This window comes from Hymenobacter sp. BT559, assembly GCF_016427535.1.
Lineage (GTDB): Bacteria > Bacteroidota > Bacteroidia > Cytophagales > Hymenobacteraceae > Hymenobacter.
On record NZ_JAELXV010000010.1, the window covers coordinates 13,456 to 32,159 of the forward strand.

General features: G+C 60.3%; 16 protein-coding genes. 9 read left to right on the forward strand and 7 right to left on the reverse strand.

Features of this window, described 5'->3' with window-relative positions:
- The first annotated feature begins 87 nt into the window (after positions 1 to 87).
- Positions 88 to 831 (forward strand): phosphatase PAP2 family protein, encoded by a 744-nt coding sequence (locus tag JAO77_RS22170; RefSeq protein ID WP_198992729.1) that lies wholly within the window; start codon positions 88 to 90, stop codon positions 829 to 831.
- On the opposite strand, the gene JAO77_RS22175 is transcribed toward JAO77_RS22170, so the two are convergent.
- From JAO77_RS22175 to JAO77_RS22200, 6 genes are all read right to left on the reverse strand, one after another.
- Complete coding sequence (locus JAO77_RS22175; RefSeq protein WP_235998567.1) at positions 828 to 4,061, reverse strand: efflux RND transporter permease subunit; 3,234 nt, start codon at positions 4,059 to 4,061, stop codon at positions 828 to 830. The two genes, JAO77_RS22170 and JAO77_RS22175, sit on opposite strands and share 4 nt — an antisense overlap.
- Positions 4,058 to 4,984, reverse strand: a complete 927-nt coding sequence (locus tag JAO77_RS22180) for an efflux RND transporter periplasmic adaptor subunit (protein WP_198992730.1) — start codon at positions 4,982 to 4,984, stop codon at positions 4,058 to 4,060. Before JAO77_RS22180 ends, JAO77_RS22175 begins: the two co-directional genes overlap by 4 nt.
- Positions 4,985 to 5,012: 28 nt before the next feature.
- Positions 5,013 to 6,353 carry a TolC family protein gene (locus JAO77_RS22185; protein ID WP_198992731.1) on the reverse strand — a complete coding sequence of 447 codons (1,341 nt, stop codon included), beginning with the start codon at positions 6,351 to 6,353 and terminating at the stop codon, positions 5,013 to 5,015.
- A gap of 25 nt (positions 6,354 to 6,378) precedes the next feature.
- Positions 6,379 to 6,594, reverse strand: a complete 216-nt coding sequence (locus tag JAO77_RS22190; protein ID WP_198992732.1) for a hypothetical protein — start codon at positions 6,592 to 6,594, stop codon at positions 6,379 to 6,381.
- Positions 6,595 to 6,711: 117 nt separating this feature from the next.
- Positions 6,712 to 9,132 (reverse strand): TonB-dependent receptor, encoded by a 2,421-nt coding sequence (locus tag JAO77_RS22195; RefSeq protein ID WP_198992733.1) that lies wholly within the window; start codon positions 9,130 to 9,132, stop codon positions 6,712 to 6,714.
- Between the two features lie 50 nt (positions 9,133 to 9,182).
- Entirely contained in the window at positions 9,183 to 9,617 is a 435-nt protein-coding gene (locus tag JAO77_RS22200; protein ID WP_198992734.1) for a PepSY-like domain-containing protein, read from the reverse strand.
- 231 nt (positions 9,618 to 9,848) lie between these two features.
- Between JAO77_RS22200 and JAO77_RS22205 the strand changes: the two genes are divergently transcribed.
- The 5 genes from JAO77_RS22205 to JAO77_RS22225 all read left to right on the forward strand — a co-directional run bounded on the left by JAO77_RS22205 (position 9,849) and on the right by JAO77_RS22225 (position 14,023).
- Positions 9,849 to 10,664 carry a phosphatase PAP2 family protein gene (locus tag JAO77_RS22205; RefSeq protein ID WP_198992735.1) on the forward strand — a complete coding sequence of 272 codons (816 nt, stop codon included), beginning with the start codon at positions 9,849 to 9,851 and terminating at the stop codon, positions 10,662 to 10,664.
- Positions 10,665 to 10,710: 46 nt separating this feature from the next.
- A complete protein-coding gene (locus JAO77_RS22210) occupies positions 10,711 to 11,466 on the forward strand; it encodes a COG4705 family protein (RefSeq protein ID WP_198992736.1) in 756 nt (251 codons plus the stop codon).
- 26 nt (positions 11,467 to 11,492) lie between these two features.
- A complete protein-coding gene (locus JAO77_RS22215; RefSeq protein WP_198992737.1) occupies positions 11,493 to 12,530 on the forward strand; it encodes a YncE family protein in 1,038 nt (345 codons plus the stop codon).
- Positions 12,531 to 12,631: 101 nt separating this feature from the next.
- Complete coding sequence (locus JAO77_RS22220; protein WP_198992738.1) at positions 12,632 to 13,090, forward strand: EamA family transporter; 459 nt, start codon at positions 12,632 to 12,634, stop codon at positions 13,088 to 13,090.
- 336 nt (positions 13,091 to 13,426) lie between these two features.
- Positions 13,427 to 14,023 (forward strand): recombinase family protein, encoded by a 597-nt coding sequence (locus JAO77_RS22225; RefSeq protein WP_198992739.1) that lies wholly within the window; start codon positions 13,427 to 13,429, stop codon positions 14,021 to 14,023.
- A gap of 25 nt (positions 14,024 to 14,048) precedes the next feature.
- Here the strand turns inward: JAO77_RS22225 and JAO77_RS24625 are convergent, their stop codons facing one another.
- The gene (locus tag JAO77_RS24625; protein ID WP_370550327.1) at positions 14,049 to 14,654 is read right to left on the reverse strand and encodes an SH3 domain-containing protein; all 606 of its coding nucleotides are present in this window, start codon (positions 14,652 to 14,654) and stop codon (positions 14,049 to 14,051) included.
- 402 nt (positions 14,655 to 15,056) lie between these two features.
- On the opposite strand from JAO77_RS24625, the gene JAO77_RS22230 reads away from it, so the two are divergent.
- The 3 genes from JAO77_RS22230 to JAO77_RS22240 all read left to right on the forward strand — a co-directional run bounded on the left by JAO77_RS22230 (position 15,057) and on the right by JAO77_RS22240 (position 18,582).
- Positions 15,057 to 15,389: a nucleotide pyrophosphohydrolase gene (locus tag JAO77_RS22230; protein WP_198992740.1), complete on the forward strand. Its 333-nt coding sequence runs from the start codon at positions 15,057 to 15,059 to the stop codon at positions 15,387 to 15,389.
- Between the two features lie 8 nt (positions 15,390 to 15,397).
- Positions 15,398 to 17,254: a DNA/RNA helicase domain-containing protein gene (locus JAO77_RS22235; protein WP_198992741.1), complete on the forward strand. Its 1,857-nt coding sequence runs from the start codon at positions 15,398 to 15,400 to the stop codon at positions 17,252 to 17,254.
- A 161-nt stretch (positions 17,255 to 17,415) separates the two neighbouring features.
- On the forward strand, positions 17,416 to 18,582 hold the full coding sequence (locus tag JAO77_RS22240; protein WP_198992742.1) for a DUF8808 domain-containing protein: 1,167 nt from the start codon (positions 17,416 to 17,418) through the stop codon (positions 18,580 to 18,582).
- The last annotated feature ends 122 nt before the right edge of the window (positions 18,583 to 18,704 follow it).

Consider the following 18,704-nt stretch of genomic DNA (forward strand, 5'->3'; position numbering starts at 1 on the left):
CAGCGCCCTAAGCTGAGCGGTGGCCAGTACCGCTGGAAAAGGCGCATTTATACGTCCAGTTCTTCCATTGCTGTTCATTAGCCAAGGATGTCTATCCGCTTCTTCTTTGCCACTCTCCGGCGGCTGGCCCGTCGCCATCAGCTCCTCTGGTTGTTGCTGGCGGTTATTGTCGGGGCGGGGGGGCTGTTTGTGGAAGTAGCCCACGAGTTGCGTGAGGACCGGCTGCAACCCGACCATGGCTTTCCCTTCGACCGGCCTATTCTCAACTTCCTGCACCAGCATGAAGGCGACGGACGCTGCGCGCTGGCCGACCAGCTGAGCGCGCTGGGTGGCCCGGTGTGGCTGGCCGTGTACGCCCTGGCGGCCCTAGGCGCGGGGCTGCTAGCGCGCCGGCGGCGCTACGGGGCGCTGGTGTTTGCGGTGGGCGCGGTGGGCGGCACGATGGCTTTTAACCTGCTGGCCAAGTACCACTTCGACCGCCTGCGGCCCGACTTCTATCACCAGATATGCCACGAAGCCGTGCAGCAGCTGCCCGACCCGAGCTTTCCCAGCGGCCATACCATGGCGACGGTGGCGCTGGCCAGTACGCTGGGTATCGTGTGCTGGCGCACGCGCTGGCGCTGGGTGGCCTGGGGCGTAGGGCTGCTGTTTGCGCTGGGCGTGTCGTGGGCGCGCCTGTACCTGGCCGCGCACTACCCGTCCGACGTGCTGGCGGGTTGGTTGGCAACCGGGGCCTGGGTTGGGACCTGGTACCTGGTGTCCTCACGCTACCTAGGAGAGGTGCGCCGCCTGGCGCAGCAGCTCTGGCAGGCCGCCCGGACCCGTGGCTAACTGACAGCTGTGGTCGGGTCGGTAGTCGTCACCGCTTCGGGGGGCCGCACGTGGTGATAAATTAGGCGCATGCCCGTGGGCAGTACGAACAGCAGCATGGGCAGGGCCACCACGAAGCCGCCAATCACGGCCACCGCTAGCGGCTGCTGCATCTGCGCGCCCAGGCCGATACCTAGGGCCAAGGGGGAGAGGGCCAAAATGGCCCCAATAGCCGTCATTAGCTTAGGCCGGATGCGCAAGGCAATGGCGTAGCGAATGGCCGTGTCCACGTCGCCGGTCTCGCGCAGCGATTCGTAGAACTGGTGCACCGTGAAGATGGCATTCTCCGCGATGATACCCACTATCATGATGATACCCGTGTAGCTGCTCACGTTCAGGGGGATACCGGCAAAAAATAGTCCCAGCAAACAGCCCGTAATGCCCATGACGGAGATGAAGAGAATAAGCAGCGAAACCAGCCACTCGCGAAATAGGAACAGCAGCACTACGAAGACCAACAAGCTAGCCGTTAGCAGAATAAGCTCCAGTTCCCGAAATGAGGCTTGCTGGTCGGCGTAGGCTCCGCCGTACACAATGGTGTAGCCGGGCGGCAGCACCACCTGCCGGTTCACCTGCTGCCGGATGCTTTGCACGGCCGTGCCCAGGTCGAGCCCGTCGAGGCGGGCCGTGACGATGGCCACCGACTTGAGGTCTTCGCGGCGCAGCTCCACGTTGCCGGGCTCCACGGCGATGGTAGCGAAGAAGGTGAGCGGTCGCACGCTGCCATTAGGCAGGAAAATGACCTGCTTTTGTAGCTGGGTCAAGCTATTGTGGTTGAAATCGACGAAACGCAGCAGCACCTGACGTAGCTGCTCGCCGTCCTGTACCTGCCCCACCTGCAAGCCGCCGAGCGAGCCCGCCTGCGCTGGCGAGATGCTAGCTTGCGCCGTGCCATTACCCAGGATTTGGCCACCCACTAGGTTGCCGAGCTGGGTCTGAAAGTCGAGCGGCGTGAGGCCGTAGCGCGTGAGCTTGGCCACGTCGGGCCGGAACACGATGCTGGGACCGGAGGGTATCAGGCCGTTGTTGACGTCAGCCACGCCGGTTATTTTCTCCAGCACCTGGCCGGTTTGGTTGGAAAGCTTTTCGAGGGTGGCCTGGTCGTCGCCGAAGATTTTGATTTCGATGGGTTTGGCGCTGCTCATCAAGTCACCAAGCAGGTCGCTGATGCGCTGACCGAAGTCCACGGTGAGGGCCGGCTCGCTGGCCTCGATGCGCTGGCGCAGCTGGGCAATGACCTCGGGCGTGCTGAGCTTATGGTCGCGCCGGAGCTGAATGAGGTAGTCGCCGTACTCGGGTGGGCGGGTATCGAAAGCCAGGCCGATGCCGGTGCGCCGCGAGTAGCTCTCGATTTCGGGGTGCTTCGTAATAATATCGCGCTCGACCTGGCGCAGCACGCGGTCGGTTTCGGCCTGGCTGGTGCCGGGCGGCATGTGGTAATCGAGTACGATGCTACCCTCATCGAGGTCGGGTAGAAAGCCCGTTTCGAGCTTGCCAGAAACCAGGTAGGCCCCGGCCAACAAGCCAACTACCAACAGCGTCGCCAGCAGTGGCCGGGCAAACAAGCCGGTGAGCCAACTGAGCTTGGCGGCCTGCTCCTGGGCCACGTTATGGTGGTCGGGGGCGTTTTTAGTGCCCCGGTAGCCGATGAGCAGGTGCAGCACCGGCAGCAAAAGCCAGGTCACTAGAAACGAGCAGACCATGGTAATCTGCATGGTATCCGAGAGCTCTTTGAAAAAGCTGCCCGCCAGCCCGCTCATTAGCCGGAAAGGAAAGTGGATGACGATGGTGCTCAGCGACGACGCCACCATGGCCGGAAACAGGCTGCGAATAGCCTCCCGCACTACCCGAATGTTGCTGTGGGTGGGGTTCTCCTCGTGCTGTCGGTATATCTGCTCGATGATGACGATGGCATCGTCAATAATCAACCCTACCGAGGCCGCAATGGCCCCCAGGGACATGATATCCAGCGTAATGCCGAACAGGTAAAGCACCAGCAAAGTGAAGCAGACCGTGACTGGAATCGTGAGCAGCACCGCCAGGCTGGCCCGCCACGAGCGCAGGAATACTATCATCACCAGGATAGCCAGCGCCAAACCCTCCACAATACTATGCAGCACGCTGTCAATGCTATCCGTCACAAACACCGACTGGTCGTAGTAGGGCTTGAGCGTCATGCCGGGGGGTAGCAGGCGGCGCAGCTCGGCGGCCTTGGCGTGGGCGTCGCGGGCGAAAGTGGCCAGGTCTACGCCCTGCTGCTTCACCAGGTCGATGAGCACGGCGGCGTGGCCGTTGGCATTGATGAGCACGAACTCCTGCTGCTCCTGAATGTCCACCGTAGCCACGTCCTGCACGCGCACCACGCGGCCCGAGTCGGCGCGCACCACTACCTGCTTGAGGTCGTCGAGGGTACCTAGGCGGGTGTCGGTGAGGGTGAGGTAGAGCCGCCGAAAGCTGGCCAAATTGCCGGCCGATTGCACGAAATTGGTGGTGGCAAACGCGGCTTGCAGCTGGGCCGACGTAATGCGCTGCCCCGCCAACTTAGCCGGGTCGGGAATGACGACGAACTCTTTAGCCTTGCCGCCGCGCACCACTACGTTGGAAGCGCCGGACACTTGCGAGAACAGCGGCCGGGCCAGCAGATTAGCCGCGTCGCGCAGGGCAATGGGCGAGCGCGAATTGCTTTCCAGCGAGTAGCCCAGCACTGGAAACAGCGACTGGTTCATGGCCTCGGTGGCAATGGTGACGCCAGCCGGCAGCAGCCCCTTTATCTCGTTTACGCGGCTTTCGAGCTGGGCCTTGGTGCTGTATACGTCTACATTCCAGTTCAGGAACACCTGAATCACGCACGAGCCCCGGCTGGTGCTGCTTTTCACCACCGTCACGCCCTTCACCCGCTTCACGGCGGCTTCGAGCGGCTTGGTCACGGTTATCATCATTCGGTCGATGGGCTGCTGCCCGGCGTCGGCGATGAGCGTGATTTTGGGAAACGTAACCTCTGGAAACAACGCCGTCTGCATCCGCGAATACGCAAACAGCCCGACAGCCAGCAGCAGCAGGCCGATGAGCAAAATCGGCTTGCGGTAGGTCTGGAAGTAAGAGGTTTCGTCGGGGCTAGCCAGCATGGGCGTAGCTGGCTGGCGCCACCTAGGCGGCACGGGCGGCGGGGTAGGGGTGGTGGGCTCGCTCATCGGACCACTTTTACTTTAGCGGTGTCGGCCAACCCGTAATTGCCCGAGCTTAAAATTCGGTCTTTTGGCTGAAAAATCGGGCTTTTGATTTCCGTTTCGTCGGGCTGCTGCACACCCAGCGTTACGGGTACTTTGATGGCCGTGGAGTCGTTGACCAGCTTCATCACCCAGAAGTTGTGCAGCGTCTCGTCGGCCAGCACGCAGGGGGTAGGCAGGGTTTGGGCGTTGGGCCGCTTGGTTTGGGTGAGGCGCACCTGCACGATGAGGTTCTCGGGAATGACGCCCTGCGGGTTGGTCGGCCGCACCAGGTACACCTCCGATTGGCCGGGGCTGACGCTGGCCAGCGGGGCCAGTACCGTACCCGCGAGGCGGGTGCTGTCGGGTAGCACAATGGTGCAGCTGGGGTTGCCCTGGGCCAGGGCGTGGTACTCGTAGGGCAGGTTGAGCTGAAACACCAACTGGCTACTTTCGGCTACCGTGCACAGCGCCGTGCCTTCGAGCAGATAATCACCCGACTGCTGGATATTGAGCACGCTCACAATACCCGCCGACGGCGCCGTAACTGACACGAGCCCGAAGCCCTTGAGCGAGGGGTCGATGCGCTCGGCATCGTTGCCTAGGGCCCGGCGCTCCTTGGTTTCGAGCGAGAACAAGACCTGGCCCGCCCGTACGCGGTCGCCGAGGCGCACCCGCACGCCGGTGACGTAGCCGGCCACGGGGGCCGTCACGGTGCTTTTGCGGGGGTAGGTCGAGGTAGCCGGAAACGTGCGGTACTGCGTCAGCGACTGCGTTTGCACGGTCACGACCTGCACTTGAGCGCGGGGCGGCGGGCCGGCCGCCTCTTCGTCGGGGGCAGCCCCGTGGCAGGCGGCGAGCAACAAGGCCGCCAGGACGAGGCAGCAGAAGCGGGATAGTAAAAGCATACGTTGAGTAGGAATCGCCGCGCGCCGGCTACCACGTCCAATAGTTATAGGCATTAATCAGCAGCAGGCGGTTGTTTTCCAGCAGCACCAGGTCGCGGGTAGCGGCCGAGAAGTTCTTGAGCACTTGCACGTAGCTCACCACCGAGAGCTGGCCGGCAATGACCTCGCGCTTATAAGAGTCGAGCACTTGCCGGTAGCTGGCAATCTGCTCGCGGGCCAGACGCTGGCGCTCGTCTAGCTGGCGCAGCTCGTAGAGCAGGCGCTGCTGGCGCACGGGGTTCACGGTAGCAAAGTTTTGGCGGTAGGCACGGGTAGTTGCGAGCAGCACGCTGGTGCGGTCGCGGCTGAGCTGGCGCTGGCGCCCGTCGAAGAGGTAGACGCTGAACTGTAGCCCCGCACTCACCCCAAACCGCTGCGGAATGTCGGCAAAATTGACGGCTTCGAGCCCACCGTTGGCAAAGGCGTTGAGCACGGGCTTATAGCGCAACTCAAATACCCGCTGATTGGCGGCCAGCGTGAGGCTGTCGAGGCGGTAGCGGGTGGTGAAGCCCGACAGGCCTGGCGCGGGGCCCGTGCGGCGCAGCGGCAGGTCGGGCGCGGCCAGCTGCACCTCCGTGGTGTCGCCCAGCCCGCAGAGCACGTTGAGGTCAAGCAAATCACGGTGGTAGGCCGTGCGGTAAGTGTTAAGAAACAGCTCCTGCGTCTCGACCTCGATGGAAAGTAATGCGTAGTCCGACTGCTTGAGCAGGCTGGCGGCCACCAGCTTTTGCACCAGCAGCCGCTGCTTGCCGAGGATGCCGAGCAGTTCCCGCACGTAGGCGAGCTGGTCCAAATCCTGCCGGCAGAGGATGTATTGGTCGCCCACTAGCTTCTCTAGGTCGTGCAGTGAAAGCTGCGAGAGGTTTTGCTGGCTCAGGGCAAATCCCTGCGCCTGCTGGGCGTAGGCCTCGAAGCGTTTCTGATTGAAGAGCGGCTGCGTGAGTTGGGCGTAGCCCTGGTAGAGCGCCCCGTTGCTCAGGGCCGCGTCGTAGCCCACGTAGTTGCTGCTGTTGTCGGCCGAGTAGCGCAGCGTGGTGCGACCGTTGTCGCGGGCCAGCACGGGTACGCCGGTATAGTTGCCCACCAGCGTACCCGTGGCCTTGGTGTAAAAGGCGCGCAGGCGCTCCGTTTCAAGCTGCACCGCCCGACCCTGGTTTTTGACATCGGCGCTCAGTGGGCTGTTTTGCTGCGCCTGGGCGAGGTAGTAGGCCAGGTCGCGGGTAGGGGTGGGCGGCACTTGGGCCGCCGCTGGCCGGCTCAGCAGCGCCAGCAAAGCCAGTAGCCAGCCCAGGCCCCGCCAATTGGTAGTGATGAAGGGATTTGCAGTCATACAAGGCGAAAAACTAGCCGCGCATTCAGGCGCGGCGCGGCCGGTTCAGTTCGATGCAGATGGCGCAGCGGGGCCGCGTGTCTGCTATCTGCCGCGGTTCATAGGTTTGCCAGTGGCCGCTACGCTGCACTTCCTGGCCCACCGGGCAATCGCTATCGTCGTGGTAGGGGTAGCGAACGGGCTTGGCAGCTGCCGTCGCACCCGCGGTACTAGGTGGGGGTAGGCGAAAAAAAGGCGACACTTTCATCAACAGCAACCAACAAGACCTTGATAACTAGCTGCATCGGTCTGCTAGCTGACCCGCAAGGTACCCGCCAATTCTGTGCACAATCAGGAGTACTACTCGCCCTGAGAGCGGTTACTCGAAGCCGCCTCCTTCTTCCTGGTCGTTCTTGCGCTTGGCGCGGCTGTCCTGGTTTTGGCCAAAACGGTAAGTGAAGCCCAAAAACGCAATGCGCGATTCGCGCTTGAAGTGGCTGAACGTTGAGAAATCAGCGCCATACGCGGTGAAGTCGTAGTGCAGTGTATTGAACACATCAGCTACGCGCAGCGTGAGCGTGCCCCGGTCGGCGAGCACGTTATACTTGGCCGCGAAGTCAATGTTGAAGTTAGCGCTGCGCGTACCCTGCGCCGAGTTGATGGGCGAGCGGTAGTTGAGAGCCAGCTGCGCGCCGAGCTTCTTGCTGATATTGAACGTGTTGTTTAGCCGGGCCGTGTACACCTGACTGGCCGTGTTGATGGGCGTACTGGCTACCCCGCCCTTGATGAGGCGGCGAAACGTGGAGGCTGTAACGTTGGTTTTCCACCAAGGAGTAACAGGGGTAGCACCCACCAATTCCAAGCCGTAAGAGGTTTCCTGACCCAGGTTCTGGCGGGTGGTACTCGTAACTACGTTACCCGTGAGCGGGTCAGTGATAACCTGCCGAAAGCCCTGCGCCGTGTTGGTTTCGAGGCGGTAAAATGCCGTGGTGCTCAGGCTGCGCCCCCCAGCAAAAGTGAGTTCATCGCCCAGCTCCACCGAGTGCACGTATTCGGGCAGCAGGGTGGGGTTGCCCGTTACCAGGTTGAGCTGGTCGGAACGGTCGGTGAAGGGGTTTAACTCGCTGGCGTCGGGCCGCTGGATGCGCTTGGTATAGCTCAGGCGCACCTGCTGGTCGCGAGGCAGGTCGTAGGTCAGCGCCGCGCTCGGAAACAAGTCGAAGTAGTGCTGGCTAAAGGCGGGGCTACTGCCGGCCAGCTGGTTGCCGTTCAGGTTCGTTTTCTCGGCCCGCAGCCCTAGCTGGTAGCTGAATTTCTGCCAGGCACTGGCGTAAATGCCGTAGGCCGCCTGCACGTACTGCTTATACAGAAAGCGGTTGGACGGGTCGAAGCCCAGGCCCGGCACGCTGCTGAAGCGGTAGTCGAGGTCGTACTGCCGCAGGCTGCTGCGGGCGCCCAGCTCAAAGCGGCTTTTCTCGCCCAGCGGGTGCACGTAGTCAACCTGGGCCGTGCCCTGGGTGGTGTGGTTGAGGGTACGCTGCTGCTGCGCGACCTGGCTATTATTCAGGTATAGAATGTTGGAGGCGACGTTGTTATCGGCCAGTAGTGGTGTGTACACCGCACTGGCCGTCAGTTCGCGGCCCTTGTACTTGTCCCACGTGTGGCGGTAGTCCAGCGTCACATCAGCCGAGCGGAAAGTGCCCGTGGTAGCGTTGCTGCGGTTGTTGGTGCCGGCCACCACCGGCTGGTCGCCGGCCGTTTGGTCGACCTGGCGCGAGCGCAGGGTTTCATCGGCTGTGAGCGGATTAAAGCGCGGCTGCACGGCCAGCGTGAGCGACTGCTCAGGCGTGAAGTCGTAGTCAAAGCCTAGGCGGGCGGCGTGCGAATTTTGGAGATTCACGCCCTGGCGGTCCTGGTGTAGCAAAAGGCTCACGCCGCCGGCCGCCGTGGTCTGGTCGAGCGTGCCGTTGATGCGGCGGCGGTCGCGCCGGTAGTCATACGAGCCGAAAAAATTGGCCTTGCCCTTGCGGTAATTGAGGCTTAGCGAGCCGTTGGCCTTATCGCCCGTGCCGGCCGTGGCGCTCACCTGGCCGTTCAGCCCGTCGCGGCGCTCTTTTTTTAGGATGATGTTGAGAATGCCGCCCGCGCCGCTGGCATCGTAACGCGCCGAGGGATTGGTAATGACTTCCACGCTCTGGATGCTGCTGGCTGGAATCTGGTCCAGCGTCGTGCCCGTGGGCTTACCATCAATAAAAATAGTGACGCCGCCTGAGCCCCGAATGCTGATGGCCCCGGTCTGGTCCACCGTTACGGAGGGCACATTTTGGAGTACATCAATGGCCGTGCCGCCCGTCACGGTCAGGTCTTTAGTCACGTCCACCACCTTCTTATCGAGGCCGCCGCTCACCACCGGGCGCTCGGCCGTCACTACTACGTCGGTGAGCTGGGTGGCCGCCGTGCGCAGGTGCAGCGTACCCAACGCCAGGGTCGGGGCGCTGGCCGTGAGCGCAATAACTCGCCGCCCGGTACGGTAGCCCACGGCCGTTGCGCGCAAGATGTACTGGCCCAGCGGTAGCTGGGTTAGCTCAAAAACACCCGCCTCATCGGCCTGCGCCCCACCAACGAAAGTGGAATCGGCCCGGCGCAGCAGCACCACGCTGGCGAACGAAATGGGCTGATTGGTGCCCACTTCCTGCAACGTGCCTCGCACGGCTGCCTGCTGGGCCCAGGCCGTGGCCGAACTACTTACCCCAACTACTACCAACAGCCCCAGCCGCCATCCCCCGCGCAAGCCTAACATTCTTCTAATCTCAAGTGAAAATTCTGGCCCCGTTAGCCAGCAAAAGCAGGTTATCGAGGGGCTACTTTGCCATCGGCAGTGAACAGCACATCCTGCTGCTTGCCACCCTTGGCTACTTCGGCCTCGTACACCGTAGTGCCGTCGGCCCTGGCGATGGTCGCCGCTTCGTTGACTTTATACGCTTTGTAGTCGCGGGCCAGGGTCGCGCGCACGGCGGCCGGCAATTCGCTGACTCGCAAGTCAGTTTCGGTTTCCTGCAACGCCCCGGCAGGCGTAATAACGGCCGACATTGTCTTACCGCCCAGTTGGAAGCCCGCCTCAAAATTAACGTCTTCCTTCTCCCAAGTCATGCGTTGAACCGTCGGAAACTTGGCTTTAAAAGTGGCCTTGACCGCGGCCGGCACTTGGGCAGCCGTCATTTTTTGGGCCTGGGCCGCCCCTACTAGCAGTAGGGTCGCCCCTAGCGTCAGCAACAAGGTTTTCATAAAAGCAGATGGGGTAAGGTTCAACTTTCAGGCAAACCTACCGGCTGATTCTGGCGCTAATCTGGAGGAGTTGTTCTGACGCAAAATTTAGGTAAGTTATTGATTAGCTTAATGCTGACACTTTTTCGTCAGGGTCAGATTTTCGCCAGAATCGGCCGGTAGGTTTGCCACTATGCTGCTTCCCGGCCGGGCGCCTGGTTCAGTAGTTCCCCTGCCTTTGGTCTTTGTCTGATGCGGTTTTTTCTTTTTTTACAACTGAACGTCTGGTTATTGCTCGCTGGCGTAGCTACGCCGGCCCTGGCGCAGGTACCGGCTTCGGCGGCCGACACTACCCACAAGTACGAAAACCCTACTGGGGTGCCCGCACCGGTCAAAAAACCCTTTCTGCAAAGCAAAGGCTTTAAGGCGGCCATCGTGCCGGCGGTGCTCATCGGCTATGGCATCAGCACCATCAACGGCCACGGCTTCTATTCCAGCTATGACCTCAAAAGCGATGTGAACCACGCCTTTGGGGCCGGCCGCCACACGCACGTCGACGACTTCCTGCAGTACGCGCCCTACCTCGAATTGGGCGGGGTATTGCTGGCGGGCGTCGAGAGCAAAAACGACCGCGTGAACCTGGGCTTAGTCATCCTCAAGGGCGAAGTCTTTATGCTAGCCAGCGTGTTTGCCGTCAAAAATTTAACCCACATTACCCGGCCCGACGGGTCCGATAACCTGTCGTTTCCGTCGGGGCATACGGCGCAGGCCTTTCTGGCCGCCAGCATCGTGCACACCGAGCTGCGCGACAAAAGCCAGTGGTACGGCATTGGGGCCTATGCCATCGCCACGAGCGTGGGCGCCCTGCGCGTTATCAACGACAAGCACTGGGAATCGGACGTGTTTGCCGGGGCCGGCTTTGGCATCCTGTCTGCCCACCTGGCCTACCTCACCCACCGCAACCGCTGGGGCCGCAAGCCCTTGGGCAGCGCTGCGGCCTGGCACGTCACGCCACTTTACTACGGCGGCGCCACGGGGCTGACGCTGAGCTGGCACCCGACGCACTAAGGGCGAGCCACTAGTGCCGCTGATAAATCCACCTAGCAAGCTTGTCATGAAGAAGATACCTGAGGTTACGCTGCTGTTCTGGATAATGAAAATCTGCGCCACCACCCTGGGCGAAACCGGGGGCGACTTGCTGGCCCAAACCCTGAACGTGGGCTACGGCCTCAGCTCGCTGCTGTTTATCGGCTTTTTTCTGGTTACGCTGGCCGGGCAGCTGGCGGCCAAGCGCTACCTCCCGGCGCTGTACTGGGCCGTAATTCTGGCCACTAGCACGGCCGGCACCACCATGTCCGACTACATGGACCGCACCCTCGGGCTGGGCTACGCCACGGGCACGGCCATGCTGGTCACTATTCTTATCGTGGTCCTAGGCGCGTGGCGATTGAGCGAAAAATCCTTGTCCGTCAGCGACATCACGACCCGCCGTGGTGAATGGTTCTATTGGACGGCCATCCTGTTTTCCAACACCCTAGGTACGGCCCTGGGCGATTTCCTGGCCGACGACTCGGGCCTGGGTTTTGGTGGCGGGGCCCTGCTTATTGGTAGCCTATTGGTACTGGTGATACTGGCGCACTACTTCACCCGCCTCTCGTCGGTGCTTTTGTTCTGGATTGCCTTCGTGCTTACCCGCCCATTTGGGGCCACGTTTGGCGATTTACTCACTAAGCCCGTCGCCAAAAACGGCCTGGGCTTTGGCACCCAAGGTTCGTCGCTCATTTTGCTCGGCCTCCTCGTGGCATTAATCATTTACGCCACTCTGCGGCCCCAACCGGCCGAGCCAGTTTCGGCCAAAGAGCCCGCTTAATATTTCTGGCTTACCCCCCTCTACGAATGAAAAACTTGTTTTTGGCCGCGCCACTGGCGTTCGCCCTGCTCGGCATCGCCCCTGCCGCCCCGGCCCAGACGGCTACTGCACCCTACCGCCTGCTCCGCACCATTCCCATTGGCGGTGAGGGTGGCTGGGATTTTCTGGAAGTGGACCCCGCTGGCGAGCGGCTCTACGTGGCGCACGGCACCCAAACCGACGTCATCGACCTCAAAACGAAGAAGCTGGTCGGCACTGTCCTCAACACGCCCGCTGCGCACGGCATCGCCATCGTGCCCACCGCGAACCGCGGCTACGTGAGCTGCGGGCGCAACAACTACTGCGTAGAGTTTGACCTGAAAACGCTAAAAAACCTCGGCACCATCCCCACCGGCCCCAAGCCTGATGCGATGTTCTACGACGCGTTTTCTCAGCGCGTGTTTGCCTTCAGCAACGACGGGGGGAAGAGCACCGTCTTGGACGCCAACACTGGCAAAGCTGTGGGTATGGCCGAGTTAGGCGGCGACGTAGAAGTACCCGCCACCGACGGCAAGGGCCACATTTTTGTAAATCTCGAAGATAAGAGTGAGGTCATTGAGTTCGATGCTAAAACTCTGGCCGTGCTGCACCGCCACTCGCTAGCCCCCGGCGCGGAGCCCACCGGCCTAGCGTTCGACGCTAAAAACAACCGTCTCTTCAGCGCTTGTGCCAACGAAAAACTAGTGGTTACTGACGGTAAAACCGGTCGGCAGGTAGCCGTACTGCCCATCGGCAAGGGAGTAGACGGGGCGGCCTTCGACCCTACGACGGGCAACGTTGTGACCACCAACGGTGGCGACGGCACGCTCACCGTCATCCACCAGGACACGCCCGATAAGTACCGCGTGGTGGCCACCGTGCCCACCGCTAAAGGAGCCCGCACCGTGGCCGAAGACCCCACAAACCACCACCTCTACACCTGCACCGCCGACCTCGGCCCCACCCCGGCCGCCACTACTGAGAACCCGAAGCCCCGGCCCAGCATCCTGCCCGGCACGTTCCGGGTACTGGAGTTTGGGAGGTAACGGTTGATAAGTTATTGTTGCCTACGTGCTAAGCCCTGGTCGGTCCCGCCAACGAGAACCGGCCAGGGCCTTTTGCTTTACTCTTGCCTAACTACTTGACTATGTGGTGGATTTATGCTTTGCTCTCGGCCGTGTTTGCTGCACTCACCGCCATACTAGCCAAAATTGGCATTAAGGGCGTTGATTCTAATTTGGCAACGGCCATCCGCACGGTAGTCATTCTGCTGTTAGCCTGGGGCATCGTGTACTTCCAGGGCGGCCTGGAGAAAATCCACCTACTTACTCGTACCAATCTTATTTTTCTGGGCTTGTCAGGCGTAGCCACCGGCTTGTCGTGGATATTTTATTTCCGCGCTTTACAGCTGGGCAAGGTTTCGCAGGTGGCCCCTGTCGATAAGCGCAGCGTGGCCATCGCCATCGTGCTATCGGTCGTATTCCTGGGCGAAAAGCTGACTTGGCACGCCGGCGTGGGCGCGCTACTCATTATCAGCGGCACCTTGGTGCTAATTTGGGGTAAGCTCGGCTCACTATCAGGAGCAGGCAGGAAAGCTGTGTTTTGAGAACCCAGTCGTGTAATGCCGAGTTTACAACGTTTATTAAACGAAGAACAGCTTAACATTATAAGCTCATCAAGCAGTTATTAAAGAGGCGTGTCTGTTGCAGAACTCGAACACTTATTTCGATAAGCGGTCGTGGCTAGTAAGAAGACATGCAAAAAGCATCTTCGTCAGGTTGAAGGCCTGATTTGGTTACTAGTAGCCGCACGCCAAGTCCTCGGCTGAGTTCTACAACAGCCACGGGCCCTTATTGGATGGTTTTGGAGGATGCCTTTCCAGTGTGTAGAGGCCCTTTTTTGGGCCGTATTTTCCTGACCCTTATTGGAGTATCTTCAGGGCATGACAACCGTCGCCCTCTACGCTCGTGTCTCGACCAAGGATAAAGGTCAGAGTACCGAAAACCAACTGCCCGAACTGCGGCGCTTTGCCCAGGCCCACGGCTATAGTGTCTACAAGGAGTACGTGGAGCAGGAGTCGGGTGGGACGGGAAAGCGCTCCGAGTTTCAGGCCCTCTTTGCGGATGCGCACCAACGACGTTTCGACTTAGTGCTATTCTGGAGCCTGGACCGTTTCAGTAGAGAAGGCGCGTTGCCCACCTTACAATACCTGAATCAACTGCAAGGCTGGGGCGTGGGCTACAAGTCGCTCACGGAGCAATACCTCGATTCGGTCGGCCTGTTTCAGGAGGCTATTATCTCCCTGCTGGCTACGCTGGCCAAGCAAGAGCGCGTCCGCCTCAGCGAGCGCACGAAAGCCGGCATGGCCCGGCGCCGGGCCGAGGGCGCGCAGATAGGACCGCCCGCCAAGAGTGCGGCGGTCATTGAGCAGATCCGCACGTTGAAAGCGACTGGCTTGTCTAACTACGCTATCAGCAAAGCGCTCAGCCTCTCAGCCAGCACCGTGGCCAAGTATGTGACAGGGCAGGGGGCGACCTGAAGTAGTACCGCCTTACCTCGCTCGGTCAATCACACTTCATACAACCGCGTAAGCCCGACGCCTGGGCTTCGCGCTGGCTCATGACTAAGGTCTGATAGGTGCACCGGCGCATGGCGGCGCAGGACTCCGTGCTATGGTACACTTCGGTGCGTCCGTTGCCGCAGACGTACACTTTCGGGCCGGTTGTCACTTTGGGAGCTACTCGGCGAATCGTTGCCGAGTGAGCCGGCGCAACGGTCGAAGCAGCCAAAGGGGAGAGGCTGCTATAAGTCTCCCCGCCCGCTGCGGCTATCTCCGGCCAGTCTACGTCGGCCGTTACGGCTTCTTGCGTCTCCACTAGATAGTCGGACTTGACGTAACCACGAGCCTGTGCTACCTGGATCTGACTCCACCCATCCGCCCGTTCTTGCAGGAGTTGCACCCGGCTCGCTCCCGCAATCGTGGCCGCGGCCCCCGCGGTGGTAGTAGGGGAGGAGCGCAGGGTGAGCGAGGTCGCATTTACGTAGCGATACGAACTGGTAGGTGCCTGTTCTAGGGTAGGCGACTGACGCAGGCTATCCGCCGGCGCAACTTGTGCGAACCCCCAGGCGGGTACCAAGCAAGCAGTCCAAAGTAGTAGTAATTTAATCATATAGTTGATTGGTATAAGCTGCAAGATAGCGAGTTATCCCCCATTAAAGGACAGGTATAAGTGCGCCTGCATCGGTCTGCGAGTGGGTCTACCCAGTAGAGAAGCTAGGCAATCACTTGACCGCCTTTGCGGACTTTACCGGTAAGAGGCTAGGAAGGAGCAGGGAGTAGCAGCTAATGCAGCACTAGCTGCTACTCCCCAGCGGTTTCCGAGCAGTTGCTTGTCCAGAAGTACCGCCTCAACCTGCCTTCCGCAGTCGACCTGCCAGCGCTTATTCAACCAGAACAAGCCCACTGGTCCGAGTAGCTACGCTACTTGGCTTTCGCGTCTACCAGGGGGGGCGAGGGGCTAGGCTCCGCCGTAGCTTTGTGGAAGACCCCGCTCATGGGGGCGCGTATCCGAATGGCTGATCCGATTCAAGAAGTACTCGTAGCCTTGCGCCAGTTCCGGGACGAGCGGGACTGGGCGCAGTTCCATAATGCCAAGGATTTGGCGCTGGCCCTGGGAGTAGAGGCGGGCGAACTCAACGAGCAGTTCCTCTGGAAAGCCGCCGCCGAGGCCAATCCAGCGCGAGTGAAAGAGGAACTGGCCGACGTGTTGCTCTACGCCTTCCAGTTGGCTGACCACTATGGCTGGGACATCCGCGCGCTCATGCTGGAAAAGATGGCCCGCAACGCCGAAAAGTATCCCGTCAGCAAAGCCCGGGGTAACGCCACTAAATACGACGCGCGCTAACGCAGCCCATGATTGTCTACCAAAAAACCAAAGCCGCGTTTCGGGAGGATGTCTTCTCCAACAACGTGGAGAACATCATTCAGGAACAGGTGCTCCAGAAGTTGGGTAAGCGCACGGGCCAACCCGAAATCAACTCCTGGCGCAACTCCCTGCAGTACATGGATCGGGTGCTGAGCGACAGTCAAATCCCGGAGGATAGCGGCGTTGGCATTGAGTACCAGCTGCCGTACTCGGGGCTGCGCATCGACTTCGTGCTCACCGGCCAGGACGAGGCGGGTACCGACAAAGCCATCATCATTGAGCTCAAGCAGTGGTCGGAAGCCACGGCCACCGATGATGATGGCATCGTGACGACCTTTCTGGGCCGCGGGATTCAGGAAGTCAACCACCCCTCTTACCAGGCGTGGTCCTACGCGGCCTACCTCGAGGGCTTCAACGAAACGGTCTACGCGGAGCACATCAAGCTGCTCCCGTGCGCTTATCTGCATAACCACCCCGACAATGGGGAGCTGACCAGCAGCCAGTACACCGGCTACGTCGAGAAAGCCCCGTTGTTCTTCAAATCGGATGCGGCCAAGCTACGCGACTTCATCCGGCAGCACGTCCAGCGCGGCGACCACTCGGGCATCATGTACCGCATCGAGGGCGGGCGCATTCGGCCCAGTAAGCAGCTGGCCGAAGCGCTGGCTGGCTTGCTGAAGGGCAAGCCGGAGTTCATTCTACTCGATGAACAGAAGGTAGTATACGAAACGGCCCGCAAGCTGGCGGCCAAGGCGACGAACGAGACCAAGCAGGTGCTAATCGTGCGCGGCGGCCCGGGCACGGGCAAAACGGTGGTGGCTATCAACCTGCTGGTCGCCCTGACTAAACAGGCGCTGAATACCAAGTACGTCAGCAAAAACTCCGCACCCCGGCACGTCTACAAGCGCAAGCTCACCGGTACCATTCGAGGGTCGCGCTTCGACTCGCTGTTCGTGGGGTCTGGCGCCTTTATCAATACGCCCGCCAACACGTTCGACGTCCTGCTGGTCGACGAGGCCCACCGGCTCAATGAGCTCTCCGGCATGTACGGCAACCTGGGAGAAAACCAGGTCAAGGAACTGATTGCCTCGGCCCGCTGCACTATCTTCTTTCTAGATGAGGACCAGCGCGTGGCCGTGCAGGATATCGGCAGCGAGGACGAGATCCGGCATTGGGCGCTGCAGGTGGGGGCGCAGGTCCATGTCAAGGAGCTGCACGCGCAATTCCGGTGCAATGGCTCGGATGCCTACATGGCCTGGCTCGACAACGTCTTAGCTATCCGCGAGACGGCAAATCCGACGCTCGAGGCCGATGACTACGATTTTCGCGTCGTGGACTCTCCCGACGAGTTGCAGCAGCTTATCTACGCGAAAAACAAGGTGAACAACCGTGCCCGCATGGCCGCGGGCTACTGCTGGAAGTGGACCAGCAAAAAGGATGCGGCGCAAATGGATTTTCAGCTTTCGCCTACTTTCCGGCACCGCTGGAATCTAGCAAAGTACGGCAACCACTGGATTAACGAACCCGACTCCGTGACGGAAATCGGCTGTATCCACACCACCCAAGGACTAGAGCTGGACTATATTGGCGTCATTATCGGCCCTGATTTGGTGGTACGCGCCGGGGAAGTCGTGACGGACGCGATGGCCCGCGATCAGTACGATACGACCGTCAAAGGCCGCAAGCGGTTATTGGCCACGGCTGAGGGGCGGGAACTGCTCGACCTAGTCATCAAGAATACCTACCGGACCCTGTTGACGCGGGCGATGAAGGGCTGTTACGTCTATTGCACGGACCCGGAAACAGCGGCTTATTTACGTCGGCGAATGACGCAGCCTGCCTAAGCAGGGAGACCCTTACCGGCTGGGCTCTCTGCGGCAACGCTGGCACCTACTCTTCCTAGCTAAGCAGGTTTGGCTATCTTGTCACTTTTAGGCGTGAGGCAGGTCAATAGACAGGACTCGTTATCCTGTACTAGCAGGGGTAGTCAGTTAGCTTTACACGCATGCCGCCACTCGCCGGTGATCAGCTGATCGCCACTATCCTCAAGCACGATAACAAGACCACTAGCTACAAAATAGCGCTTCTGCGGGCGCTCAATGATTTAGTCCTCTCGTACCCCGGTCTGGCGCAGTACAACCAATCGGTGGCGGTTCCGCTGGTCCGTCTAGCCGAATTGTGGGTGGCTTATTACTGGCCCTTCATGGATGAGCAGCAGCCCATCTACCAAGGGGCCCGGGCTCAACGTGGCGCTAGTCAACGCCACGACGTGAGTTTCCGCCCTGCGCTAACCCACTTGCGCGCGGAGTGGCAGCGCGCGCTGTTGCTGGTTCCCGAAGCTGCGGATGGCTTCTTCCTGCTCACCGAGATGCGTACGCCGCGCCGGCGGGCGACCTATCCAGCCTCTTTAGTTCGCGCCTATAATCAAGCCATTGCCGCCATCGCCACGGCGATTAAAATGCCTATCCGTTACGCGGGGCCTGCTCAGTGGAGCATCTTCCCGCTGCCTACACAGCTCCAGCAGTTGCCCCCTGCAACGCTGGCGCTGCCCGGTAGCCTGCCTACGGATATGTGCGTGCTGATCACTGCTTCCTTATGGCAGGCCTTCCACCGCCTCTCCCTCTACGTCGAAGCACTATGCATTCACGAGTGGAGTCTCTTTACGGAAGGGGTTGCTCAAGTGTCAACTGACGCTACGACCCGCGGGGCTATCTACACGCTGCTGACCGCTCGCCCAGATAATCGCCGACCACTTACGTGGGAGCGCAACCAAATCGACATTTTGTTGCAGGAACACGTCGTGTTTACTTGTCCCTGGACGCAAAAGCTCCTGACGCAGCCGCAACACTACGACTTAGACCATCTCGTGCCGCTCTCCCTCTATCCCATCAATGAACTCTGGAATCTGCTGCCCGTCGACCGCGAGTTCAACCAGCGAACAAAGCGCGACCGCGTGCCTTCGGCTCAGCGATTAGCTAGTGCGGTGCCCCATTTCACGAGTGCGTATGCGAATTACCTAGCAGCGCCTGTCCTCAATCAAGCTATTCGAGCCGATGCAGCGCTACGATTTACTGGCCTTCAGAACACCATGGATTTCCCCGGGCAGCTTGCCCAACATACCGCTAGCTTCATTACCGATATAGCTACTTCTCGTTATGCTACGCGCTTTTAGCGATACCTGATTTTAACTAAGGTTAGCTAAAATAGCAACGTCTTTAATTTATTAAAATTAACTTTATTCCTGTTAGTTATATAGCATAAATTAAAGTGATACTTTAATTTAAAAAATGCAAG